Annotated in this window: 22 protein-coding genes and 3 pseudogenes; 19 read left to right on the top strand and 6 right to left on the bottom strand. The window is 58.1% G+C overall.

Annotated features, from left to right (window positions below; genetic code table 11):
• Positions 1-2 precede the first annotated feature (2 nt).
• The 6 genes from sdhA (at position 3) to SD70_RS08100 (ending at position 4,360) form a co-directional block, all read left to right on the top strand.
• Positions 3-1,760 (top strand): succinate dehydrogenase flavoprotein subunit, encoded by a 1,758-nt coding sequence (sdhA, locus tag SD70_RS08125; RefSeq protein ID WP_041047108.1) that lies wholly within the window; start codon positions 3-5, stop codon positions 1,758-1,760.
• Positions 1,761-1,763: 3 nt separating this feature from the next.
• A complete protein-coding gene (sdhB, locus tag SD70_RS08120) occupies positions 1,764-2,531 on the top strand; it encodes a succinate dehydrogenase iron-sulfur subunit (RefSeq protein WP_041047107.1) in 768 nt (255 codons plus the stop codon).
• A 197-nt stretch (positions 2,532-2,728) separates the two neighbouring features.
• Positions 2,729-3,319 (top strand): TetR/AcrR family transcriptional regulator, encoded by a 591-nt coding sequence (locus SD70_RS08115; RefSeq protein WP_041047106.1) that lies wholly within the window; start codon positions 2,729-2,731, stop codon positions 3,317-3,319.
• Positions 3,320-3,335: 16 nt separating this feature from the next.
• Complete coding sequence (locus SD70_RS08110) at positions 3,336-3,758, top strand: DMT family transporter (protein ID WP_231571108.1); 423 nt, start codon at positions 3,336-3,338, stop codon at positions 3,756-3,758.
• Positions 3,759-3,762: 4 nt separating this feature from the next.
• Positions 3,763-4,068, top strand: a complete 306-nt coding sequence (locus SD70_RS08105) for a DMT family transporter (RefSeq protein ID WP_331436740.1) — start codon at positions 3,763-3,765, stop codon at positions 4,066-4,068.
• 85 nt (positions 4,069-4,153) lie between these two features.
• A complete protein-coding gene (locus SD70_RS08100; protein ID WP_041047105.1) occupies positions 4,154-4,360 on the top strand; it encodes a hypothetical protein in 207 nt (68 codons plus the stop codon).
• Between the two features lie 44 nt (positions 4,361-4,404).
• On the opposite strand, the gene SD70_RS08095 is transcribed toward SD70_RS08100, so the two are convergent.
• The 3 genes and pseudogenes from SD70_RS08095 to SD70_RS08085 all read right to left on the bottom strand — a co-directional run bounded on the left by SD70_RS08095 (position 4,405) and on the right by SD70_RS08085 (position 7,168).
• Positions 4,405-5,001 (bottom strand): isochorismatase family protein, encoded by a 597-nt coding sequence (locus tag SD70_RS08095; RefSeq protein ID WP_041047104.1) that lies wholly within the window; start codon positions 4,999-5,001, stop codon positions 4,405-4,407.
• A gap of 17 nt (positions 5,002-5,018) precedes the next feature.
• Positions 5,019-6,229: pseudogene (locus SD70_RS08090) on the bottom strand (multidrug efflux MFS transporter).
• A gap of 108 nt (positions 6,230-6,337) precedes the next feature.
• Positions 6,338-7,168, bottom strand: coding sequence for an AraC family transcriptional regulator (locus SD70_RS08085; RefSeq protein WP_041047103.1), 831 nt, complete (start codon positions 7,166-7,168; stop codon positions 6,338-6,340).
• A 246-nt stretch (positions 7,169-7,414) separates the two neighbouring features.
• Between SD70_RS08085 and SD70_RS37755 the strand changes: the two genes are divergently transcribed.
• Positions 7,415-8,143, top strand: a complete 729-nt coding sequence (locus SD70_RS37755; protein ID WP_052487176.1) for a S1C family serine protease — start codon at positions 7,415-7,417, stop codon at positions 8,141-8,143.
• Positions 8,110-9,891, top strand: coding sequence for a PDZ domain-containing protein (locus tag SD70_RS08080; protein WP_052487175.1), 1,782 nt, complete (start codon positions 8,110-8,112; stop codon positions 9,889-9,891). Before SD70_RS37755 ends, SD70_RS08080 begins: the two co-directional genes overlap by 34 nt.
• Before the next feature lie 63 nt (positions 9,892-9,954).
• Here the strand turns inward: SD70_RS08080 and SD70_RS08075 are convergent, their stop codons facing one another.
• Complete coding sequence (locus tag SD70_RS08075; protein WP_041047102.1) at positions 9,955-10,908, bottom strand: cation diffusion facilitator family transporter; 954 nt, start codon at positions 10,906-10,908, stop codon at positions 9,955-9,957.
• 188 nt (positions 10,909-11,096) lie between these two features.
• Between SD70_RS08075 and SD70_RS08070 the strand changes: the two are divergent.
• The 7 genes and pseudogenes from SD70_RS08070 to SD70_RS08045 all read left to right on the top strand — a co-directional run bounded on the left by SD70_RS08070 (position 11,097) and on the right by SD70_RS08045 (position 19,737).
• Positions 11,097-11,818: pseudogene (locus tag SD70_RS08070) on the top strand (ABC transporter ATP-binding protein).
• Complete coding sequence (locus SD70_RS08065) at positions 11,799-12,827, top strand: efflux RND transporter periplasmic adaptor subunit (RefSeq protein ID WP_231571107.1); 1,029 nt, start codon at positions 11,799-11,801, stop codon at positions 12,825-12,827. Before SD70_RS08070 ends, SD70_RS08065 begins: the two are co-directional and overlap by 20 nt.
• 24 nt (positions 12,828-12,851) lie before the next feature.
• Positions 12,852-14,063, top strand: a pseudogene (locus SD70_RS39720) (FtsX-like permease family protein); the annotation flags it as partial.
• Positions 14,064-15,252: 1,189 nt separating this feature from the next.
• Positions 15,253-15,762 (top strand): FtsX-like permease family protein, encoded by a 510-nt coding sequence (locus tag SD70_RS39715; protein WP_331436746.1) that lies wholly within the window; start codon positions 15,253-15,255, stop codon positions 15,760-15,762.
• Between the two features lie 7 nt (positions 15,763-15,769).
• Positions 15,770-16,666: an ABC transporter ATP-binding protein gene (locus SD70_RS08055; protein ID WP_041047100.1), complete on the top strand. Its 897-nt coding sequence runs from the start codon at positions 15,770-15,772 to the stop codon at positions 16,664-16,666.
• Positions 16,667-17,268: 602 nt separating this feature from the next.
• Positions 17,269-17,946 carry a uracil-DNA glycosylase gene (locus SD70_RS08050; RefSeq protein ID WP_041047099.1) on the top strand — a complete coding sequence of 226 codons (678 nt, stop codon included), beginning with the start codon at positions 17,269-17,271 and terminating at the stop codon, positions 17,944-17,946.
• Positions 17,947-18,282: 336 nt separating this feature from the next.
• Positions 18,283-19,737: an esterase-like activity of phytase family protein gene (locus tag SD70_RS08045; protein ID WP_041047098.1), complete on the top strand. Its 1,455-nt coding sequence runs from the start codon at positions 18,283-18,285 to the stop codon at positions 19,735-19,737.
• 89 nt (positions 19,738-19,826) lie between these two features.
• Here SD70_RS08045 and SD70_RS08040 read toward each other — a convergent pair whose 3' ends face one another.
• Positions 19,827-20,777: an ATP-dependent DNA ligase gene (locus SD70_RS08040; RefSeq protein ID WP_041047097.1), complete on the bottom strand. Its 951-nt coding sequence runs from the start codon at positions 20,775-20,777 to the stop codon at positions 19,827-19,829.
• A 129-nt stretch (positions 20,778-20,906) separates the two neighbouring features.
• Positions 20,907-21,329: a VOC family protein gene (locus SD70_RS08035; RefSeq protein ID WP_041047096.1), complete on the bottom strand. Its 423-nt coding sequence runs from the start codon at positions 21,327-21,329 to the stop codon at positions 20,907-20,909.
• A 192-nt stretch (positions 21,330-21,521) separates the two neighbouring features.
• On the opposite strand from SD70_RS08035, the gene SD70_RS08030 reads away from it, so the two are divergent.
• The 4 genes from SD70_RS08030 to SD70_RS35855 all read left to right on the top strand — a co-directional run.
• Entirely contained in the window at positions 21,522-22,691 is a 1,170-nt protein-coding gene (locus SD70_RS08030) for a hypothetical protein (RefSeq protein ID WP_041047095.1), read from the top strand.
• On the top strand, positions 22,672-23,166 hold the full coding sequence (locus SD70_RS37740; RefSeq protein WP_041047094.1) for a hypothetical protein: 495 nt from the start codon (positions 22,672-22,674) through the stop codon (positions 23,164-23,166). Before SD70_RS08030 ends, SD70_RS37740 begins: the two co-directional genes overlap by 20 nt.
• Complete coding sequence (locus SD70_RS40250; RefSeq protein WP_394297946.1) at positions 23,088-23,345, top strand: DUF4129 domain-containing protein; 258 nt, start codon at positions 23,088-23,090, stop codon at positions 23,343-23,345. Before SD70_RS37740 ends, SD70_RS40250 begins: the two co-directional genes overlap by 79 nt.
• Positions 23,329-24,502 (top strand): DUF4350 domain-containing protein (locus tag SD70_RS35855; RefSeq protein ID WP_197080963.1); only part of this gene is annotated, 1,174 nt, incomplete at its 3' end. The genes SD70_RS40250 and SD70_RS35855, both read left to right, overlap by 17 nt.

Below are 24,502 nucleotides of genomic sequence, written 5' to 3'. Positions count from 1 at the left end.
CGATGGCGAATTCCAAAGTAATTATAGTTGGCGGTGGATTGGCCGGGCTCATGTCGACGATCAAAGTCGCGGAAGCCGGAGTTCACGTCCAGCTGTTCTCTTTAGTGCCTGTAAAGCGTTCCCACTCCGTGTGCGCGCAAGGCGGCATCAACGGCGCCGTGAACACGAAGGGCGAGGGCGACTCGCCGTGGGAGCATTTTGACGATACGGTCTACGGCGGGGACTTCCTCGCCAACCAGCCTCCGGTAAAAGCGCTGTGCGAAGCGGCCCCCGGCATCATTCACCTGATGGACCGGATGGGCGTTATGTTCAACCGCACGCCGGAAGGCCTGCTCGACTTCCGCCGCTTCGGCGGCACGAAGCATCACCGCACCGCGTTCGCCGGAGCGACGACCGGCCAGCAGCTGCTGTACGCGCTCGACGAGCAAGTGCGCCGCTGGGAGACGGCGGGGCTCGTGACGAAGTTCGAACACTGGGAGTTCCTCGGCGTCGTCACCGACGACGAAGGCGTATGCCGCGGCATCGTGGCGCAAGATTTGCGTTCGATGGAAATCAAATCGTTCCCGGCTGATGCCGTCATTTTGGCGACCGGCGGACCCGGCATCATTTTCGGCAAAACGACGAACTCGGTCATCAACACCGGTACGGCAGCGAGCGCCGTGTACCAGCAAGGCGTCTACTATGCGAACGGCGAGTTCATCCAGATTCACCCGACGGCGATTCCCGGCGACGACAAGCTGCGGCTCATGTCCGAGTCGGCGCGCGGCGAGGGCGGACGCATCTGGACGTACAAAGACGGCAAGCCGTGGTACTTCCTCGAGGAAAAATATCCGGCGTACGGCAACCTGGTGCCGCGGGACATCGCGACGCGCGAAATTTTCCACGTGTGCGTCGATATGAAGCTCGGCATTAACGGCGAGAACATGGTATATCTCGACTTGTCGCATAAAGATCCGCACGAGCTGGACGTCAAGCTCGGCGGCATTATCGAGATTTACGAGAAGTTCATGGGCGACGATCCGCGCAAAATTCCGATGAAAATTTTCCCGGCCGTGCACTACTCGATGGGCGGCATGTGGGTCGACTACAACATGATGACGAACATTCCCGGCCTGTTCGGCGCCGGCGAATGCGAGTACCAGCACCACGGCGCGAACCGTCTCGGTGCGAACTCGCTCGTGTCGGCGATTTTCGACGGGATGGTGGCCGGACCGAAATCGGTCGAGTACATCAAGGGTCTCAAGAAGAGCGCGGAGGACGTTTCGTCTACGGTATTCGACGCGGAAGTGAAGCGCCACAGCGAGAAATACGACCGCATTCTGAAAATGAACGGTACGGAGAACGCCTACGTGCTGCATAAAGAGCTCGGCGAGTGGATGACGAACAACATGACCGTCGTCCGCACGAACAAAAAGCTGCAGGAAACGCTCGACAAAATCAAAGAGCTGAAGCAGCGTTACGGCAGCATCAACATCAACGACTCGGCCAAATGGAACAATCAGGCGGCGCCGTTCACGCGCCAGCTGTGGAACATGTTCGAGCTGGCCGAAGCGATGACGCTCGGCGCGCTGCTCCGCAACGAAAGCCGCGGCGCCCACTACAAACCGGAATTCCCGGAGCGCGACGACGAGAACTTCATGAAAACGACCAAAGCGAAATGGACGCCGGACGGCCCGCAAATCTCGTACGAGGATATCGACGTCTCGCTCATTCCGCCGCGGAAGCGCGACTATACGACAGACAAAAAGGGAGGACATTAAGCCATGGCTGAGACTGCAACCGCTGCGAAAAAGACCGTGAAGCTGATCGTCACCCGTCAGGATAGCCCGGAATCCAAGCCTTACACCGAAGAGTTCGAGATTCCGTACCGCCCGAACATGAACGTGATCAGCGCTTTGATGGAAATCCAGCGCAACCCGAAAAAAGCGGACGGCAGCCCCACTACGCCGGTATGCTGGGAGTCGAACTGTCTCGAGGAAGTGTGCGGCGCCTGCTCGATGGTCATAAACGGCAAACCGCGCCAGGCGTGCTCGGCGCTCATCGACAAGCTGGAGCAGCCGGTGCGCGTCGCCCCGATGTCGACGTTCCCGGTGCAGCGCGACCTCGTCATCGACCGCGGCCGCATGTTCCATGCGCTGAAGAAAGTGAAAGCGTGGATTCCGATCGACGGCACGTACGACCTCGGCCCGGGCCCGCGCATGGCGGAAGCGAAGCGCCAAGAAGCGTACGAGCTGGCGCGCTGCATGACGTGCGGAGTGTGTCTCGAAGCGTGCCCGAACGTCAACGACAAGACGTCGTTCATCGGCCCTGCGGCGATTTCGCAAGTACGCTTGTTCAACTCGCACCCGACAGGCGAGATGAACGCCCACGAGCGGCTTGAAGCGCTCATGGAAGACGGCGGCATCGAGGGCTGCGGCAACTCGCAAAACTGCGTGCGCGCATGCCCGAAAGGCATACCGCTGACGACGTCGATCGCCGAGATGAACCGCGCGACGACGAAGCACCTGTTCAAGCGCTGGCTTGGCATGTAATGCATTGTGATAGGGAAAGCGATACAACCCGCTCCACGGCGATGTGGAGCGGGTTGTTTTTTCGCAGCGGACTAGCAAGGAGTAGCAGCGGATTCGGGAACTCAGGCGGAGACTTGGATTTCACCCTCCAAGTATGTTATTATTGTAATCACAAACTAACGAACGTTAGTTAGGTTTATCCTTTGGAGGATGTTGCCATGGCCATGCACGATATTCGCCGTGAGGCGCTCGCGCTGTTTGCGCGCTGCGGGTATGAAGGGACGTCGCTTGCGGACATCGCCAAGGCGGTTGGGATCAAGACGCCGTCGATATATGCCCATTTTGCCTCGAAGGACGATTTGTATTTGGCGGTGCTGGATTGGGTGCTGGACGAGTACGACCGCTTGCTGGACAAAGCGACTGCCGCTGCCGGCGGCGCCGAACAGCCCGTGCGGGAGAGGCTGAAAAGCATATACGAGGAGTTCGCTTCGGCGTATGCGCTGCGGGCGGAGAACGCCTTCTACAAGCGGGCGGTGTTTTTTTCGCCCGCGGCTTTGCAGCCGATCGTGCGCGAGCGGGTGCTGCGGGTGGAGCAGCGGCTGGTGGAGAAACTGGCGAGGCTTATCGAGGAAGGACGCCGCAGCGGAGAGATAGGCGAGTTCGACAATGAGACTGTGCTTGCGGCGTTTTTTTGTCAGGTAGACGGCATGTTTCTGGAGCACGATTTGTACGATGCGGAGCTGTATGCGAGAAGGCTGGAGCAAGTTTGGGCGGTATTTTGGCACGGCATCGCGGCTAGGAAAGATTGAAAGGGGAGTGGGGGAGATGAGAAACGCGGCGCCTGAGAAAGGGATGTCGAACTGGCTTTTGCTGATGGCGAGCTGCGTACTTGAGGTATTGTGGGTGATTGGGCTAAAAGCTTCCTACGGGTTCACGCGAGGCGTACCTTCCATCCTGACGGTGATCGGCATTTTGGCCAGCTTCTGGCTGTTCGCCAAAACGCTGCAGCGGTTTTCGGTCAGCACCGGATACGCGCTCTTCACCGGTATCGGCACGGTCGGTACGACGGTGGCGGGCGTGCTTTGGCTCGGCGAGCCGATGTCGTGGAGCCGGCTCGTTTTTTTGGCGCTGCTGCTGTTCGGCATTATCGGTCTCAAAGCGACGGCAGAGCGGGCGGAAGACGCGGATTCCGGCGGCGTGGAGCATAGCCGCACGGCAAGCTCGGCAACGAAAGGAGTGGAGCGGTGATGGATTGGGTGCTGCTCTTGGCAGCGGGCTTGGCGGAGGTTGGCGGCGTCATGTCGATGAAGCTTCGCAAGGCTTTAAGCGGCTGAAGCCAACGCTGCTCGCGGTATTGTTCGGAATCATCAGCTTCGGTTCGCTGTCGCAGGCGATGCGCTCGATTCCGATCGGCACGGCGTATGCGGTCTGGACTGGCATCGGATCGGCGGGCAGCGTATTGCTCGGTATTTTTTTATGGCGGGATCCGTTCAGCTGGAAAAGGCTGGCGCTGCTTATGTGTATCGTCGCCGGCGTCATTGGGCTGAAGCTGGGGTAAATGAGCCGCTGAAACGGCAAAAATGTCCCGCATCCGGCCCGTTTCCCGTTATAATGGATAAAAATGGCGGGAGGCGGTTCTGCCGATGTGGATCGTTTATTTGTTCGTCTTTGGCGTGCTGGCCGCGTTTATCGCGCTCGATATGTTCGCTTCCCGGCTGTGGGACGTGTTCGCGATGAGGAGCTATGATATGCTGAACATGGTGGGTGGCGACCGAGCTTCGCACCCGTCGTGGTTTCATCGGCGCGGCGAGGAGTACGAGAACAAGACGAGATGCCTGCGCAATCCGTAGGCAGAGGAAAAGGGGCCGCAAGGGCCCCTTTTCACTTTGACCTTTTATTTCATTGCCGAAACCACTTGTTCCGCAGTTCGGATCTTGCCCATTTTGGGAAACATGGTCTTTACGACATAGTCGTGCTCCTCTTTCGTCGAAGCTGTCATCGCATCCTCCACGAAAACTTGATGATATCCATGTTGAAAAGCTTCTCTGGCTGTTGTGTCCACACCGATGGAAGTGGAGATTCCGCACAGCACGATTGTATCGATTCCGCGGCGGCGCAGCTGCAGATCCAAATCCGTGCCGTAGAAAGCTCCCCACTGCCGCTTCGTCACCACGTGGGCATTTTTGAATCGTGCCAGTTCGGGTATCAGATTGTCCCAGCCTTCCGGCCTCTGCATGGCATTCGGTTTGGCGTCTGTTTTTGGATTAGGCATATCTTTGCCGTCCAAAGTGGAGACTCTGACGAACACGACGAAAGCTCCTTTCTCCGTGAAAGCCTGGGCCAGTTTGCTTGCCTGTCCAACGACCTGCTCTACCGAATTCGGGGCTAACTGGCGTCCCGGGGTTGCGATACCGTTTTGCAGGTCGATAACGACCAGCGCTGTTTTCTTCGCATCTAACCATTCAGATTCAGCTGTTTTTACGTCTGTCATGTTCTTCTCTCCTGAATTTAATTTTTGTATAAGGCCAACTTATTTATGTTAAGTTTCTTATACACCTTGAAGTAAACCCACACGGCATTTAGCAATAGCAGGGCGCTCATGATGAAAAATACATACGGAATCCCGAGCCATGCAGCGATTTGTCCGCCAAAAACCGCGCCTCCAAAGGCGCCTAAATATACGGCCGATATGTTGAACCCGAACACCCGGCCGGTAAGGGAATCCGGAGTGATTTTCTTTATCAGGGTGTTTACGGTTGGGCTAAGCCCGGCCGCCGCAAGTCCAAATAAGAAACGCAGTCCCGTCAACTGCCATGGATTGCTCACAAAAGCTTGCGGAATAAATACGATGCCCGCCGCGATGAGTGCGCCAAGAAGAACTTTGTGGGCGCCCGCTTGATCCGACAGTCTCCCCAGTCTGGGAGCGGCAATAATATTGGCCAGTCCCGAAGCGGAGAATGCGATTCCGGCAATCAGAGCAACGTGCTGGTATTCCGGGACAGCTGGGCGACATAGACGGTGATGATCGGTTCAATCGAATACGTCGCCGCAGTCAGGACAAAAAAGGTAATGAAAAGGGTCATCGTTAACCCTTTTTCAGGTACGCTGTTCCAGATCTCTTTCATACGGAGCACTTGTTTATCTTGACGGCGAAACGATTCTTTAACGAACAGTGCCGTTGTCAGAAAGGCAATCAGCATCAGTCCGCCGGTTACAAAAAATGAACTTTGCAGCCCGAGCTTTTCGGCGATAAAACCGCCGATTGTGGGCCCGATTAAGGAACCCGAAGTGTTGGCTGTCGAAAGGGTTCCCAAAGCCCACCCCGAATGCTCCTTGTCCGTCTGGGTTGCAATCAGAGTCGTACAAGCTGTGCTGTAGCCTGTGATGACCCCCTGCAGCAGCCGGAGCCCGATTAAAACGTAAACATTATGCGCAAAACCCATGCAGCCTATCACGATCGCCATTCCCAGACTGGCCCGCAAAAGCATCGGTTTCCGTCCATATTTGTCCGCGGCGATCCCCCATATGGGCGAGAAAATCGCGGATACAATAAAAGTAATCCCGAAAGCAAGTCCGGAAAATTGGGATATCGATCCGGGATCATGCGTGCCAAGCTGCTTGATATATAAAGGCAGGATCGGGGCGATCTGGCTCATGCCAATGCCGGTAACGAACATTCCAAACCAGCAAACGAATAAATTTCTTTTCCAGACGGGCATACAAAAAAGCCTTCCTTCCGCTAAGATTCCGTTACTGTGACTGTACAAAGCACATAACAATAACACCCTCATATTAGCAGCCGGAATGGCTATCGGCCATGCAACATATTAAACTCCATGGACATTTTTGCTGTAATATTCCGAGGGGCTGATGCCCTCCGTTTTTTTAAATAAGCGGCTAAAATAAAATTCATCCGTATACCCAAGCGCTCCGGCAACCTCTTTGATTTTCCTGTTTCCTTCCAGAATCATCTCTTTCGCTTTGTCCATCTTCATCTTATTAAAGAACTCGATAATGGAATATCCGGTGATTTCCTTAAACGCTCTGGACAAGTAAGTCGGAGATAATTGGACAAGGTCTGACAATTGCGCCAGGGTAATCTTATCCTGAATATGTTCATGCATGTATTGAATTATTTTTTCCGCTTTGAGGGAGATAGAGAAATTTTGGTTTTCTTTTTTCATGTTTTGGGCAATGGCCGTCAATAATTGCTGGAGCAAGGTTTTGGCTGCAAACTCATAGCCCGGCAATTTCGCGTTCCAGGTTTCCGCGAGCTTTTTAAACACGTCTTCGATTTGATAATAATCTTTCAATCCTTGCGCAGCCTGGAGCGGGAGAGCTTGCGGTTCTTCCGCAATCTTCCATTGGCTTTCATGAATAGTCACACGTGCGTAACTGAAATGGACGGAAAAACAACTGACAGGGGCTCCAGGATCCGTTTCGAGCGCATGCGGCATGTCGGGACGAATATAGAGCAGCATGCCGTCCTTGAGCTCATGTGTCTTGTTATCGATTGTAAAACTGCCCTTTGCCTTGGCTATAAAAATGAGTTCATGATGCTGAAGAGTTCTGTTGATTTTAATAGGGAGCGACCCCGGTTTGTCGGGCTGCCTGAAATTGCAATAATGTATGTGAAAGAAAAGAGTTTTTAATTTCATGTGAGCCTCCAAGGCGAAAATCGATTTCGGACGCGGTCGTTTGACAATCCCGTCAGCCGCATAGTTTTTTATATCAGTCTACAACATTCTGATCATAGTCTGAAACTTTACGGTTCGGGGACATTTGCAAGCAGCGCCGCATATCCTTTCTGCAATTCGCGAACGATTGTTGCCATGCCCTCCCAATTATGCTAGATTCAACTTGTCTGGCGATCATATCTATCATACATATAAAAGGAGCTAGTTATGGGGAGAGAAATACTGCTACGGACAACGGGGAAAGCAGTGGCGGTGCTCGTGCTTGCATGCGCGCTGCTCGCATGGGGAGCGCCGCCGGCCAAGGCGGAAGCTGACGAGGCGCTGCCCAAAGTGATCGAGAAGACGAGTCCGTCGGTCGTTGCGATTATCGGCAAGCCGAGCGGAGCGGGAAGCGAAGAGTGGAAGCAGGATAGATACAGTCTGGCGCACGGCACCGGCGTCATCGTGAAGTCCGACGGCGTCATTGTCACCAATGCGCACGTTGTGAAAGACATGACGAGCATCGTCGTCGTCACGTCCGACGGCAAGTCGTATCCGGGACGGACGACGAATTTGGATGCGGAGAGCGACCTCGCGCTCGTCAAAATCGACGCCGCCAATTTGCCCGCGGCGACGCTCGCCGCTTCCGGCGACCTGAAGGTCGGCGAGACGGTGGCGGCGATCGGGACGCCGATCTCGTTCGCGCTGCGCAATTCCGTCACAGTCGGCATCGTCAGCGGCATCGACCGCTCCGTCAGCTCGGAGTATCCGCTCATCCAGACGGATGCGGCGATCAATCCGGGCAACAGCGGCGGCGCGCTCGTCAACATGCGCGGCGAGGTCGTCGGCATCAATACGATGAAGCTGGCGCAATACGGCGTCGACAACCTCGCTTCGCCATTCCGATCGACACCGTCAAATATGTGCTGGATCATTTCGCCAAATACGGCAAAGTGAAGCGTCCTTATCTCGGCGTCGAGCTCGAGGAGAGCTGGGAAGCGGTCGTCGGCTTGCCGAGCGAGAACGGGCTGCGCGTCGCTTATGTCGATCCCGAATCGCCGGCGGCCAAAGCCGGCATTGCCGAAGGCGACCAGCTGCTGGCGATCGGCGAAACGCGCGTCAATACGCTTGCGGCGTATCACGAAGCGCTCAAAAAATATTTGCCTGACGACACCGTCACGTTGACGATTCGCTCCGGCAGCAACGAAAGCGGCAAGCAGGTGAAGCTGGGCGAAGATACGACGGTGCACAGCGAATGGATGCGCGATGCCGGCAGCGCCAACATCGACGCCGACCACGGCAAGACGCTTATCGGCGACAGCCACTTCGGCTGGTCGATGAAATATCCCGCCGGACTTATAAAAGATATGCAGAGCAGCGACGGAGCAGAGGTTACGTTCGAGGATTCCAAGGGAGAGTATTCCCTGGACATCCATGTGAAGGATATAAGCGGCAGCGAGCTGTCGACCGCCGGGCTGTTCGACAAACTGGAAGGCGCGGCTGCCGATACGGTGCTGGAGAAGCAGTACGTCCGCCACCGGGGGGCATCGTACGCCAAAGTTACAGCCAAGTCGCAGAGCGGCTCGTTTTACGAGTCGCGGGCTTACCAGCAAGCGGGGTACGTGTACGTCCTGACGCTCACGGTGCATGACGAAGCGGCATACAGCAACAAGTTCAAGCTGAACAGCCTGATCGACCTGCTGAACAGCTTCCGGCTCTCTTTCGACAAGAATGACAGCTCGTTGAAGGACATTTCCGTCGTGAAGTCCGGCGGCAGCCGAGTGCTCACCGAATACGGCCTGTCGTTCGAGCTCCCCGCCGATTGGAATACGGGAGACCGGGAGCAGGGCAGCTACTTCACGAGCGAGGACTACAAGCGATATGTGGCGGTAACGGTCACGTCCGCTTCTCCGGGAGATACGCTGGATGCCTGGCTGGACCGCAGCGTCAAGGCGTTCGAGGGCGACTACGCGGCGGATTACCGGAAAACCGGCGAAGCGCACGACATAACCGTCGCCGGCATCCCCGCCAAAACGATCGAAACGTCGTGGACAATGGGCGGCGCCTGGAGCTCCGCCACGTCGGTTCTGTTTATGAAGGATAAATACAAGTATGAGATCGAGATCGGCTATCCGCAGGACGGGGACGGCAACGAGGCGTTCGTGAAAAGCGTCGTGGACTCGATCGAGCTGGACCCGTCCGCCATCGATCCGGCGCTCGGCTTCATTCAGGACGTGCGGGAGCTGATCGACCCGGCCAAAACCGTCATGTACAAGAGCGACAAGTACAAATACACGTTGACCGTACCGGAATCGTGGCATGCGGTCAATACGAAGTACAGCAAGGAGAAAGATTCGCCGATTCTGATATACAGTTTCCATGGCGGCACCTTCTCGGTTCGCGCCGACACGAGCGGCAAGCTGAGCGATACGGTCAAGGACCGGGAAGCCTACTACAAGAAAAATGCCGCCGACGACAGCGAGTACAAATACACCGAGAGCGACGAAACCGTGTTCGGCGCCGCCGGCAAAAAAATCGAGCTGCAATATACGGCGAACAAGGTGCCGTTCCGGTCCACCGAATACGTTTTCGAGAAAAATAAAATCGTTTATACGGTCGTCATGCGCCTGAACGACGCGATGCGCACGGAGCAAAACGTCGACAGGCTGAACGCGGCGTTCCAATCGATGCAATTCAAACCTTAAATAGCGCAAAAAAGACGGCAGCCCGAATCTCTCGCTCGGGACTGCCGTCTTTTTTCGGTGTTGCTACGCTTTCACCTCGTCGCGGCTGCGCAAAAACTGTTTGCCGTACGCCCCGTGCGGGTGAATGCCGGCGTGCTCCATTTGGATCGTGGAATGGGTGATGCCGTACTTTTCCTTGAGCGTCTCGTTGATCGCCAAAATGATGCAGAACGGCTGGATGGCAGGGTCGACGAACACGTGCGCCGTAAGCGAATAATGGTCGGTCGAAATCGCCCACAGGTGCGTCTCGTGCACGTCTTCAACGCCTTCGACGGCGGCCAGGTCGCGGCGGATTTCGTCCAGATCGAATTTGTCCGGTACCGATTCCATCAGGATGAAATACGATTCGCGAATAATTTTGTAGCCGCCCGTCACGAGAATGCAGCCGATGACGATGGAGACGAGCGGGTCGAACCAGCGCTGGCCCGTCCAATAGATGAACAGCGCCGAGACGATGACGCCGATGGACGAGATCAGGTCGCCGATAAAATGCCACAGCGCGCTCTGCACGTTCAAATTTTCCTCGTCTTCCATGCTGCGGTGCAGCACGACGGTCAGCACGATGTTGACGACCAAGCCGATGGAGGCGATCGTGATCATCGTCGTGAATTCGATCGGCTGCGGATGCAGGAAGCGCTGAATGCCTTCGACGAAAATGCCGATCGCAATGACGGCCAGCGCCAATCCGTTCAAGAACGAAGCGATAATTTCGAACCGCAAGTAGCCGAACGTGAAGCGCTTGTTGGGCGGCCGCCGGGCCAGGTACAGCGCCAGCATGCTGAGTCCGAGCGCAAGCACGTCGGAAATCATATGCGCCGAGTCGGACAGCAGCGCGAGCGAATTCGAGGCGACGCCGCCGATAATTTCCACGACCGTAAAGAAGACCGTCAGCACCAGCGTAATCCACAGCGTCCGCTGCGACCTGCTCTGCTCCTTGACATGTTCCAGATGGTGATAATCGTAATCCGGCACGCTCATGCCGTGTCCCCCTTTTCCCCAATGGCCCATATGCACGTTATGTTGGCATTATACGCTACCGGTGCGTGCAAGCGCAAAGATGCACGAAACTTCTAATGTTTTTTGGAAGTCTTGTTCTGGCAAACGTTGGGACAGGGGACTTATAATGGGGAAATAAGGAGTGATGGCTCATGAACATGACGGACGGTATGCGTTCTGCGGGCCCGCCCCGCCCGGCTGCAAACGGGGCGGCGCCGCTGCTGCAGGCCATCGGCGTATCGCGCACGTTCGGGCGCGGCGATACCGCGGTGCACGCCCTGCGCGGGGCGAATCTCGCCATTGCGCCAGGCCGGCTCGTCGCATTGCGCGGGCGGTCGGGCTCCGGGAAGACGACGCTGCTCAACTTGCTCGGAGCGCTCGACCGGCCGACGGAAGGCCGCATTTTATTCCAGAACGATGATTTGACTGCGCTTTCAGAACGGAGCCGCAACGAGCTGCGCAAACGGCGCATGGGGCTTATTTTCCAATCGTTCGCCTTAATGCCGCTCATGTCCGCGCTGGAAAACGTCGAATTCGGCCTGCGCATCGCCGGCGTGCCGCAGCGCGAGTTTCGAGCCCGGGCCGAACGGGCGCTCGAATACGTTGGGCTTAAGGCGCGCATGAAGCATCGCCCGTTCGAGTTGTCGGGGGGCGAGCAGCAGCGCGTCGCCATCGCCCGAGCCATCGCCCACGAACCGGCGCTGCTGCTTGCGGACGAGCTACGGCCGAGCTCGACAGCCGGATGGGGCTGCAGGTGATGAAAGTGTTTCGCGAGCTGGTGAAAGACACCGGCATGACAATCGTCCTGACGACGCACGACCCTGCGATCATGGAGCTCGTCGATCAGGTGTACGCACTGGAGGATGGTCGTATTGTCGAATCTACGCAATAAACTCCCGCTTGTACTGGGCGCCGCGCTGCTGCTCGCGCTGCCCGGCTGTTCGCTCCTGCCGCAGGAAGAGGAGGAGCTGAAGCCGCCGCTCGTCAAGCCTGTACAGCAAAACTTCGAAACCGCCGAAGTGAAAAAAGGCAGCATCTCCAGGCAGCTGACCGCCGTCGCCTCGTTCGTCTCCTCAAGCATGGAGCAGCTCGTGTTCAACGATTCCGGCGGCCGGCTGAAATCGATCGACGTCAAGCTCGGCGACAAGGTGAAGGCCGGCGACATCGTCGCTCATCTCGACGCCGGCGATCTGGAAATCCGCATCCGTCTGCAAAAGCTGAACGTGCAGAAGGCCGAGATCGCGCTCGATCAAGCGAAGGCGACGGCGATGGGCGATCCCGACGCGCTCAAGCTGAAGCTGCTCGACGTGGAAGCGGCGCACATCCAGCTCGACTCTTTGCAGCAGCAGTTCGAGAAAACGAAGCTCGTCTCCAGCATCGACGGCGTCGTCACCTACATCGATTCGCTGCAAACCGGCGACGAAATTACGGCGTACCGGCCTGTCGTCACCGTCTCCGATCCGACGAAGCTGCAGCTCGTATACGAGGCATCGGTGACGAACGACATTAGTCCGGTGCAGGTCGGGATGAAGGCCGAGGTCAAGCTCAAGGGGAAAACGCTGGAAGGCAAAGTCGTGCAGACGCCGTCTTCGGCCCCTTTTACTTCCGACAAGCAGCTTTCCGAGCGCAACGCCAAACGACTTGTCATTAGCGCCGACGGCATCCCGGAGGGTGTCGGCATCGGCGATACGGCCGACATTACGATTCCGCTCGAGAAGCGCGACGACGTGCTCATCATCCCGCGCAGCGGCTTGCGCAGCTACCTTGGCCGCGACTATGTGCAAACGCTTGAAGGGGACAGCCGCCGGGAAGTCGACGTCGAGAAAGGCATCGTCTCTTCGACCGAGGTGGAAATCCGCAAAGGGCTTAAAGAAGGGCAGAAAATCATTCTCAGCAACTAACGAAATTACGGAGGCTGCGCGCCCATGGCTTTAATCGTCATGATTATGAGAAAGATGCGCAATAACCGCTGGTTAGAGCTGAGCCTGCTGTTCGGCCTGACCATCTCGGTGGCGCTCGTCAGCTCGATGCCGATGTATACGAACGCCATTTTGCAGCGCATGCTGCTGAAAGATTTGCAGAAGCTGCAAACCGACAAGGACGTTTACCCGGGCAGCGTCGAGGCGTTCGCCTTCGTCAACGGGGAGGAGACGGATGAGCAAAACAAGCAGCGGTTCGCCTTCGCCGACGATTTCATGGCGCGGCAAGCGGGAGCTTTCGGGCTGCCGGCCGTGCAGTACGTGAAGGAGCGCTCGACCGAAACGATGTCGCTGGAGCCGGTCGATCCGTCGCGAGTCGATACGAGCGTCAAACGGGTCGGGGATATCGCCGCCAAAACCGGCCTGTTCGACCACGTAAAGGTTATCGACGGCAGGCTGCCGGCCAAAGAGCCGGTGAACGGCGTGTACGAAGCGCTTGTCGCCGAGAGGGTGCTCACGAACTTGAAGCTGGTGCTCGGAAACGAATTCACCGTGCACCGCGAAGGCTCCGACCAGCTCATCCATATTAAACCGGTAGGCGTCATTCGCGCCGCCGACGACCGGGACGTCTATTGGCAGCATCGGGTCGACGTGTATTCCTCGTCGTTTTTTATCGATTTCGAATTGTTCGAGCGCGATTTCACGAAAGCGCAAAAGCTGAGAGTCGTGTCCAGTAACTGGTACTACACGCTCGATTACCAGAAAGTCGAGCTGCGCTCGGTGGAGCCTTATTTGCAAGCCTACGACCGCATCGACACGTATTTCAAGGAGCGGTTCAATTCCACCGAAGTCAAAATGCAAGCGCTGAATACGTTCGAATCGTACGGCGACCGCGCCAAAAAGCTGCAGCTGCTGCTCTGGTCGCTGAACGTGCCGGTACTCATATTGCTCGGCTTCTACCTGTTTATGGTGTCCAACCTTATTACGGAAAAGCAAAAAAACGAAATCGCCGTTCTGCGCAGCCGGGGCGCCAGCCGCTGGCAAATTGTGACCGCTTACGCCATCGAAGGCGTCTTGCTCGGCATCGTTGCGTTTATGATCGGGCCGCTTCTCGGCATGGGACTTACGACGGTGCTCGGCGCTTCGAACGGCTTTCTCGAATTCGTGCAGCGCGCCTCGCTCCATGTCGCGCTGAGCCGGGAGGCGTACCAGTACGCCCTGCTCGCGGTGGCGGCTTCGCTCGTCATGACGCTCATCCCGGTGCTTCTCGCCACACGCGTCTCGATCGTCGGCCGCAAGCAGCAGCTGTCCCGCGGCCAAAGGAGCTCGTTCTGGCACCGGTTCGGCATCGATGCGGCGCTGCTCGCCGTCGCCATTTACGGCTGGTTCAGCTTTCAGCGGCGGATGTCGGACCTGCAAGCGTTCGGCCTCGACTCTGCCGATTTTCGCGTCGATCCGCTGCTGTTTTTCGTCCCGGCCCTGTTCGTGCTCGCCGTCGGCCTGCTGGCGCTGCGCCTGTATCCGTGGCTCGTGCGCGCCGTCTATTGGGCCGGCCGCCGCTGGTGGCCGCCGGCGCTGTATGCGACAATCATCCAGGTCGGGCGCTCCAGCGTGCAGTACCAGTTCATTATGGTGTTCCTTATTTTGACGGTGGCGACGGGCCTGTTCAGCGCCAGCGCGGCGCGGACGATCAACCGCAACACCGAAGACAAGATTCGTTATCTCGGCGGGTCGGACATTCAGCTGCAGGTGCAGTGGGAGAACGACGCCCCGCCGCCGGGTGCGGACAGCTCGGGCGGAGGCGCGGGCGGCGACGCGGCGTCGGGCACGGCGAGCACCGATCCGAACGCGCAGATCGGGCCGCAGAAAGTGCAGTATACGGAGCCGCCGTTCCAGCCGTTTACGCAGCTGCCCGGCGTCGAGCACGCCGCGAAAGTTTTTATCAAGGAAAACGCCTATGTCGGCACGAAAAATACAGCGTCCGCCACGCTTATGGGCATCGATACCGACGATTTCGGACAGGTTGCCTGGATGCGAGGGGGGCTGCTCGATCACGGGTTTTACGACTATTTGAACTTGCTGGCGACCGAGCCGAGCGCCGTGCTCGTCTCCCGTTCCGTCGCCGAGCAGTTCGGCGTCAAGCCGGGGACCATATTAGCGCAGGCTGGAGCGGCGTTGAAGGGGCGCAGTTCATCGTCTTCGGCATTATCGACTATTGGCCGGGCTGGAATCCGAATCCGCAGTTCGCGCGTCCGACTCGACGGCGAAAAACGCCAAGGCGAAGCCGAAAAAGCCGAATCTCGTCGTCGGCCATCTGTCTTACATCCAGACCAATTTGGCGCTGGAGCCTTACGACGTATGGCTGAAGCTGAAGCCGGACGCATCGGCGAAGCCGCTTTACGATGCGATGGAGGCGCAAAAGTTCAACATTACGAAGCTGACCAATGCAAAGCAGGAGCTTATACAGGCCAAAAACGAGCCGTTCCGGCTCGCTGTCAACGGCGTCATGACGCTCGGCTTCGTCGTTTCGATGCTCATTACGTTCGTCGGCTTTTTGCTGTACTGGCTGCTGTCGCTGTCGGGCCGCACGCTGCAGTTCGGCATTTTGCGGGCGATGGGCATCTCGTTCCCGCAGCTGCTCGGCATGCTCGTCATGGAGCAGGCGCTCACGTCCGGCGCGGCGGTGGCGATCGGCGCCGGCGCCGGGCAAGCCGCAAGCCGGCTGTTCGTGCCGATGTTCCAGCTGTCGTTCGATTTGTCGACGCAGGTGCCGCCGTTCCGGGTGACGTTCGAGCTGATCGACACGATGCGCCTGTTCACCGTCGTCGCCACGATGATTACGCTCGGCTTGCTGCTGCTCGGCTACCTGCTCTCGCGCATCCGCATCCATCAAGCCGTCAAGCTCGGGGAGGATTGAGCCGCCGATGATCCAATGCGACAACCTCGTCAAAATATACAAAACCGCCGATCTCGAAGTCGTCGCCCTGCAAGGGCTCGACCTGCACGTCGAGGAGGGCGAGCTGATGGCCATCATCGGCAACAGCGGCAGCGGCAAGTCGACGCTGCTCAACATGCTCGGCGGCCTCGACCGCCCTTCCGCGGGCAAGCTGATCGTCGACGGCAAAGATATGCTGAAGGCCACGGAGCTGGACCTTGTCCGCTATAAGCGCGAGACCGTCGGCTTCGTCTGGCAAAACAACGCCCGCAACCTGATTCCTTACTTGACCGCGCTGCAAAACGTCGAGCTGCCGATGCTGCTCAAAGGACGGCGCCGCCGCATGCTCGCCATGGAGCTGCTCGAAGCGGTCGGCCTCGCCCATCGCGCCCACAACCGGCTGCAGCAGCTGTCCGGCGGCGAACAGCAGCGCGTGGCGATCGCCATCGCCCTGGCGAACAGGCCGAAGCTGCTGCTCGCCGACGAGCCGACCGGATCTGTCGACACGAAAATGGCGAACCAGATTCTCGACCTGTTCCGCGAGCTGAACCGGACGTATGGGCTTACCGTCGTCATCGTCACGCACGACCCGCTGCTGGCGAAAAAAGTGGACCGGGTCGTGGCGATCCGCGACGGCAAAACGTCGTCGGAGATGATTCGCCGCAAGTCGTACGCCGAGGAGCTTGCCGAGCTGGAAGCGTCGGCGGGAGAGGGCCGGGAAGGCGGCGATGCGGAAGAGGAGTCGCACGTCGAGTACGCGGTCATGGACCAGTTCGGGCGGCTGCAAATTCCGTCGGCGTATTTGGAATCGGTCGGGCTGAAGGATTCGAAAAAAGTGCGCGTCTCGCTCGAAGACGGGCGAATCGTGCTGCTGCCTCCGGAATGAAGCTCTGTATGCAAGGGGCTGCCGAGGCTGGCGGCGGGTTTTCGAGTGTATGAAGTCAGACGGTAACACGGGTATGCAATTCGTCATCGCCGATTGGGCGCGGCCATATGCGAGGAGAGGTACGCCGCGCAGGCAATGGAACGGCTCGATGCGCAGCTGCACGGAGGAGGGCGACTTCTCCGCTGCAGCTGCGTTTTTGTTGGTTGCGGCTCTCGGAACGGTTGCAGCATGGATTGGATTATGTGCAATGGCCGGACGGAGGCGTCGCCTTCACGAGATTTGCATTGGAAATTGTCCAATCAGTTCATGTTGAATATGCCTTCTTGAAAGCACAATGGGGATTTTCATTGCATCAAATCCAATGTCGGCTTGGAAATCGACTATATTCTGGAAACAGGATTGGATCAAGTGCAGTGGCGGGACGTATGAACCGGCTCCAGCGACATAGGGAGGTCGTCAAAAAAATAGACAGATTAGCGGCAATTACGCCTTTTCGTGCCGGCAATCGCGTTTGATGCAACTGCTCGCCCTATTTCTGACAAATTGTGACTTGTAATTGCCGAAAATGCATTTACAATAAGGCGAGAGGGGGGTACGGAAGAGTGGGAGCTATTTTGCATGAAGGTTGGGCGCCGCAGCTGGAGGCGGAGTTCGTGCAGCCTTACTACAAAGAGCTGCGGCAATTTTTGAAAACGGAGTACTCGACGCGGACGATTTACCCGGACATGCATGACATTTTCAACGCGCTGCATTTGACGTCTTTCGACGGCGTGAAGGCGGTCATTCTCGGCCAGGACCCTTACCATGGTCCAGGACAGGCGCACGGCCTCAGCTTCTCGGTCAAGCCCGGCGTGGACGTGCCGCCTTCGCTGCAAAACATGTACAAGGAGCTGCGCGACGACCTCGGCTGCCGCATCCCGAATCACGGCCACCTCGTGCATTGGGCCGAGCAGGGTGTGCTGCTGCTTAACGCCGTACTCACCGTGCGGGCAGGGCTGCCGAATTCGCACCGGGGCAAAGGCTGGGAGCGGTTCACCGACCGCGTTATCGACGCTTTGAACGAACGCGAGCGCCCGGTCGTTTTCCTGCTTTGGGGCGCCAACGCCCAAGATAAGGCGGGGCTCATCGACGCGAGCCGCCACCACATCATCCGCTCGCCGCACCCGAGTCCGCTGTCCGCTCATCGCGGCTTTTTCGGCTCGCGCCCGTTTTCGCGCACGAACGCCTTTCTGCGCAGCATCGGCAGCGAGGAGATCGATTGGCAGCTGCCGGATTTATGACCGCTGCACCGGCGCGAATGTGTAAAGGTGCGGACGGTCTGACGTACAGCGCTTACAATTTTGTTACACAAATGAAATATTTCTGTTATGGAACGATAACAGTAGGGGTGTAATATAATAGCCAAGACCCCCTTTTTAATATAACACTTGAGGACCACGCCCCGTCGGCGATGGTCCACTTTTTTTGTTTGCGCCCGCTTTTGCCGCCTTTGCCTCTTATGCTCGCCCAAATATTTACAATGCCTTTAAAATTCCTTCATCTCACGCTAACAATCGGTTGATATATTTTCAAAAAATGACCAGATACTTGTTGGTGCGAAGGGAGCAGGGCAGCAAATGAAGAAAAAATGGTTTATTGCCGCTTCGGCGGCGCTCGCGTTTACGGCGGCTGCAGGAATCGTGTCCGCTGCAGAATGGAAAGGAACTTCCGCGGAGGCGGTCAAGTATACGAATAACGGACAAGCCATCACCCCCTCCTCTCCGGCGGTAAACATCGACGGCAGTCTGTATTTGCCCATCCGCGCATTTGGCGAAGCAACCGGCAAATATGTGGATTGGGACGAGTTCCGCAGCAGCGTTGCGCTCACAGACAAGCCGGCGCTATCCGGCAAGTACAAGCTCGCCGCACCGGACCTGGCCGAAGGGATCAAGATGGGCATCGGTTCTTCGCTCATTCACTTGCCGGGCGATCCGGACAACGTATTTTATTCGACGGCCGACCGCGGCCCTAACGGCGATGCCACTGTAAAAGGCAAGTCCGTCAAAACGTTCCCGCTCCCCAATTACACGCCGACCATCTACAAAATCGAAATTGCCGACGGTCAAATCAAAATCCTCGATCGATTTCCGCTGAAAGTTAACGGGGTCGATCCCGTTACCGGAAATGCCAACATTACCGGTCTGCCGAACATCAAAGGCCGGGACGAAGCCCCTTACGATGCCAAAGGGGAAAATGAGCTCGCATATGATCCGTATGGCCTCGATACGGAAGGAATCGCCTACAATCCGAAAGACGATACGTACTGGATCTCCGAGGAATACGGTCCGTCCATCGTACATGTGAAGCGTGACGGCACGCTCATCGAGCGCATCGTACCGAAGGGCTGGGCGGCTCAAGTATCGACCCCGCTCGTGCCTGCGCGTGAAACGCTGCCGGCCGTATACAACAAGCTTCGCCAAAACCGCGGCGCCGAAGCTGTAAGCATTACGCCGGACGGCAAATATATGTTCATGGCGATGCAGAGTCCGCTGCGCAATCCCGGCAAGGAAACCGACAACTCGCGCCAACTGAGAATCATCAAATTCGATTTGGCGACATTGCAGCCGATGGCCGAATTCGCTTACCTCACGGAAGACGCCAAGCAATTCACAGATTTGCAGCAATCCGACATCGTTATCTCCGATATGGTCGCCGTGAACGAGAGCACTCTGCTTATCGACGAACGCGACAAAAATGCGGGAGACAAAGCCCAACTGAAGCGAATCTTCAGCATCGACTTATCGGATGCGACGAACATTATCGGCACTCTCGACGATAACAAGTTCGCCGGGAAAACGCTGGAGCAAATGAGCATCGAAGAGCTGAAAGCAAACGGCATCATGCCGCCTTCCAAACGCACCATTGTAGATGTGGCCGCTTTCCAATATCCGTACGAGAAGGTAGAAGGCTTGTCGCTCGTAGGCGGCAATACGATCGTTATTGTCAACGACAACGATTTTGGCGTTGGCAGCAAATCGGCGGAGAACGGCACCGAGCTTTGGACGTTCAAGCTGCCCTATACGATCAAGTAATCGTCCTGAAAACCGTGCAACCCGGCCAAGACCGATCGGTCCGCCGGGTTGCTCCATTTCTTCAAGCTGCGCGGGAGGAATGCGTCTGTTTATTCGACCCACGGAAGCTTGCAATCCTCCGGCGGCACATCCACAAAAGCTTGAATCGATGGCTGCCTGAGCGAGCGGCCCTCGTTCCAGCGCCATTCGCTGTACTGCACTTTCGCGGTCAGCCTCGGCGCCACCCAGTATGCGTCCCGATGCCGCGCGGGCTCGTTGACGAACGGCCTGTCCCGGATCACCGCCGGCTTCAGCAATTCCGTCAAATGCCGCCAATCCGACTTTGTAAGCTTGCCCGTGCCTGCGTGACCGATGTACCAAAGCTTGCCGTCGCCGTCGTATTGCCCGAGCAGCACGGCGTTGACGACCCCTCCCTCCAGCGTGAATCCGCCGACAACCGCTGTTATATCGCCGTAGTTTTTCACTTTGACCCAACGGCCGTCCTTGCCGTTAAAGGCATAAGCGCTGGTCAAGTCTTTGCACACAATGCCTTCCATGCCCTGCTGCCGAACTACCGCAAACAGCGCCTCACCGTCGGGATGGGAGCTAGCCTGAAGCACGTGCTCGTGAGGCATGACAATTTGCTGTAAAATGTCCAGCCGCTCCGACAACGGCCGATTGTGAATCCACCTGCCGTTCACGTACAGGACGTCAAATACCATATACGTGACAGGCACTTTGCGCCGCATCTCGTCCACCCGTTCGAGCCGCCTGATCATGTCCCGCCGCATCACCTCGTGAAAAGACGGCTTCCCGTCCGCGGCCAGCGCGATCACCTCGCCGTCGAGCACCGCCGAGTCCGCCTTGCAGTAAGAGCGAAAATCGAGCAGCTCGGGGTAGTGAGCGGTACGGTTATGCCGTTTGCGGTTGTACAGCTGCGTGCCGCCGTTGTCGTGATAAGTCAATATCCTCGTGCCATCCCATTTGATTTCGTATCTCCAGTTAGATCCGGCAGGGATTGTGTCGCTAACGACCGGCTCAAAAGGGATAACCGGGTCCATCCGTCCACCTCGCTCATGCCCAGCGTGTTGCCCATAGTTTGAACCGTGAATAGGAAAATATGAGCATGGTTTGCTGTTATCGCTCGAATGGCGCCTTATGTCTGGCTTATAGCGCGAAGCCAGATGACTTTATTCTGCGGTTTCCCACTGCGGGTTCCAGACCACTTCCCATAAATGGCCATCGGGATCTTGGAAATAGCCCGAATAGCCACCCCAAAAAGTATCGTGCGGCGGCACTGTTATCGTAGCACCGGCCTTCTTGGCCTGTTCCATGACTTCGTCAACCTCTTCTTTGCTGGCTACGTTGTGTCCAATAGTAAATTCAGTTGCACTCGGCATCGTCTGTTGAAGCTTCGTATCGTAGGCGATATCCTTGCGATTCCAAATGGCGAGCTTTAAGCCTGCCTGCAATTCGAAAAAAGCGACTGCTCCATGCTCGAACTCTTTGCCAACGATGCCCTCTGTCGGCAATCCCAATCCATCCCGGTAAAAACGGAGCGATTTTTCCAAATCATCTACTCCCAACGTCAGCACCGTAATTCGCGGCTTCAAAATAAAACCTCCCCTAAAAATAAGTTGTTTTCTTCTTTCGTTACGTTACAAATAATTCCTCTTTCATTTCATTCTCCCACTGTTCATTCGTCAAGCAAGCACCGATAAATGCATTATATACGAACTTTGCACATCATCGTGTATAATAACAGGCAGCAACGGATTACGATGCATACGCAAGGAGGACAATGGATGCAGCATGCGCTGTGGAAACCGATGAGCGTCGGCCGGATCATCGACCGGGGCTTTCAGTTGTATCGATCTTACTTCGGCAAGCTGATGCTCGTCATGCTGATGACGTACGGGCCGTTCTTTCTCGTCAGCGAGCTGATGACAGGCCGCAAAGGTCAAGGCGGGGCGGGGTCGCTATTCCAGACGATCGCCAAGGGCGGCAAGGCGGAAGATTACTTCTCGCAATATTTGCTGCACAATTCGGCCAGCCTTGACGGCGTATACGGCATTCTTTATTTGGTACTCGTGTTGCCGATTGGGGCGTTCGTGCTGTTCCCGGTCGCTTTAGCGGCGGTCGTCGGGCTTGTGCATCGCCATGTGCAGGCGGAGGAAGTGCCGTCTGCATGGGAGCTCGTGAAAAACGCTCTGCGCCGCCTCGGGCCGATGGCAGGCAGCACGTTTTTGTTTGTACTTATGGTGTTGGGGATCTACGCGGTTGCAATCGGCGGTATTGTCGGTTTGACGGCGGCAATGTTCGCCGGCAGCGCAGCACCGCGCTTCGGCGGGACAGGACCGGGCGTGGGGGTGGCGGCGGTGTTCGGCGTCCTGCTGTTTTTGTTCATCGTCGTCGCTGTCGGCGCCATCGTCTGGCTGATGATCCGCTGGGGTTACTATCTTCCGTTCGTGGCCATGAAGGAAGAAGGGATCGGCTTCCGGCGCAGCTGGCGGCTGACGAAGCGGAATTTTTGGCGGCTTTTTTTGCTGTACTTCATTTTGACGGCTATTCTGTATATGATCAGTTTCGTACTGCAAATGGCCGTTATCGGGCTCATCGGCATGACGGTATTAGGCAAGCTTGTACAAGCGCTTGTCAGCATGGTCGTTATGCCAATGTATTTGCTTCCGTATGCGGTCAGCTTCTTCGACCTGCGGGCCCGTAACGAAGGGTACGGCCTGGAGGCGCTCATCCGGCGCACGATCGGCGAGCCCGGCGATAACGCGAGCGTGGACGAGCCGAAGGGGGCGAGCGGGGCAATCAGCTACGGCGGCTATGGCGGACAAGCGTTTCGGGCGGCAAAGGACGAACCGGGCATGACGCCGCCTGAGGCTGCAGGAAATGACGGCGCCGATATCGGCGGTGCTGACCGGTACAAGGAGCGGGATCCTGACGATGGCGACTCCGAACGGTAACGCCGGCGCGGCGTCGGTGCAGGACGATGTAGAGCGGCTGCGCCGGATTTTGGACAAGGACGAGTATGCGGTGTACCGCCGTAGCGCGGCTGATGCCGACCGGTTCAATTTGAGCGAGTGGATCGTTAAGCAGCTGAAAAAGCTGTTTCCTTCTGTCGACGTGCCCCCGGGCGCCGGCAAGGCGGTGGAATACGGCTTGATCGTGCTGCTGCTCGCTGCCGCCGTCTTTGCGATCGTCTGGATATCGCGCCAGCTTGTGCGCAATGCGCGGCTGCGTACCTGGTCCGAGCTGCAAGCGCAGGCCGCGGGCAGTCGGCGGAAGCGCTGCTGCGGCAAGCGAAGGAGCTGGCGGCGGGCGAGCGGTGGCGCGAAGCGGTTCGCACCGGTTTTCTCGCGCTGCTGGGCGGTTTCGAGCAGCAGGGCTGGATCCGCATCGAGCGCTGGAAAACGAATCGGGATTACGCCGACGAGCTGAGGCGCGGCGACGCCGCGCGGCTTGCGGAGCGTTTTCGCGCCGGAGCGGCGGAATTCGAGCGGGTCTGGTACGGCAACGAGCCGGCAGGCGCCGAGCGGTTCGCGGCGTTTTACGCGCTGGTGACGGGGCTGCTCGCGGAGCGGGAGGAGGAGCGCCATGCGCATGCGCCGATGGAATAAGCTGCACGTCGGACTCGCGCTAAGCATCGCTGCGTTTGTTGCCCTAGGCTTGTGGATCGTGAAGCCGGAGGCGGTCGACCGGCCCGCTTATTTGTCCGATTCGCCGGACACGGACGGCGTCAAAGCGGTACGCGAGCTGCTGAAGGAGCGCCGGGGCGGCTCCGTCAAGGAGTGGCGGCGGGGCTGGGACGCGCTGCCCCGGCAGGCGGGGCAGGCGCTGCTTATTGTTCAGCCGAGCCTGGCGACGCAGAAAGAACGCGCCGATCTCGCCCGCTGGATGGAGCAGGGAGGCGAGGTGCTGCTGTTCGACAGCCAGCCGACGGGGTGGAACCAGGTGTCGCTGGAGAGAAAAGGGGATCAGTCCGCTTGGAAAGGAACCGGTGTGAAGTCTGCCGTGGGCCGGGCGCCTAGCACGATAATGGTGAGTGGCGTGCCCGGCGCAGGCAGTGCGGTCGGTTTGGGCAGTGTGCCTGACGCAGGCAGCGCGGTCGGTATGGGCAGGGTGCCCGGCGAAGGCGGCTCCGGCGGCGGTGCGCTGCGAGGCGTCGTCACCTCCGCCTTGGCGTATCAAGCCTGGCAGCGGCATCGAGCCGCTGCTGCGCGACGAGCGCGGCATTGTGGCCGCCCGTACGAAGGTCGGGCGCGGCAGTTTCACCGTTGTGCTCGAGCCGGAATGGCTGACGAACGGGCTTGTGCTGCAGTACGACCATTATGCGCTCGTGCGGCCGCTGCTGACCGCATCGCAAGGCGCGCTGTGGATCGACGAGTACCATCACGGCTTGCGCGAGCAGCCCGGCCTGCTCGCGGTGTACCCTGCGTGGCTCGTCTTCGCCTGCGCGCAGCTCGGGCTTGCGCTGCTGCTCTGGCTGTGGCAGCGCGGCAAGCGGCTCGGCCCGGTGTACACGCCCCGGGCGTGGGTGCGTCGGCGCGGCGACGAGACGCTGCTCGCCGTCGCCGGCTGGTACGAGCGCCGCCGCTTCGCGGCTGCGGCGCTCGCGCACCAGCGGCAGCAGCTGCGCCTGCTGCTGCAGCAGCGCTGGGCGTGCGCGCGGACGCCACGCCCGAGGAGGCGGCCGCAGCGGCTCGCGGCCGCTGGCCGGCGGAGCGGGCGGCGCTGCTCGCGCGCCTGCTCCGCGAGGAGGCACCGGCCCCGCGGG

Source organism: Gordoniibacillus kamchatkensis (assembly GCF_000829455.1).
Lineage (GTDB): Bacteria > Bacillota > Bacilli > Paenibacillales > NBRC-103111 > Gordoniibacillus > Gordoniibacillus kamchatkensis.
Note: the sequence above shows the minus strand (reverse complement) of the source record. Positions and strands in the feature narration are given on the sequence as shown.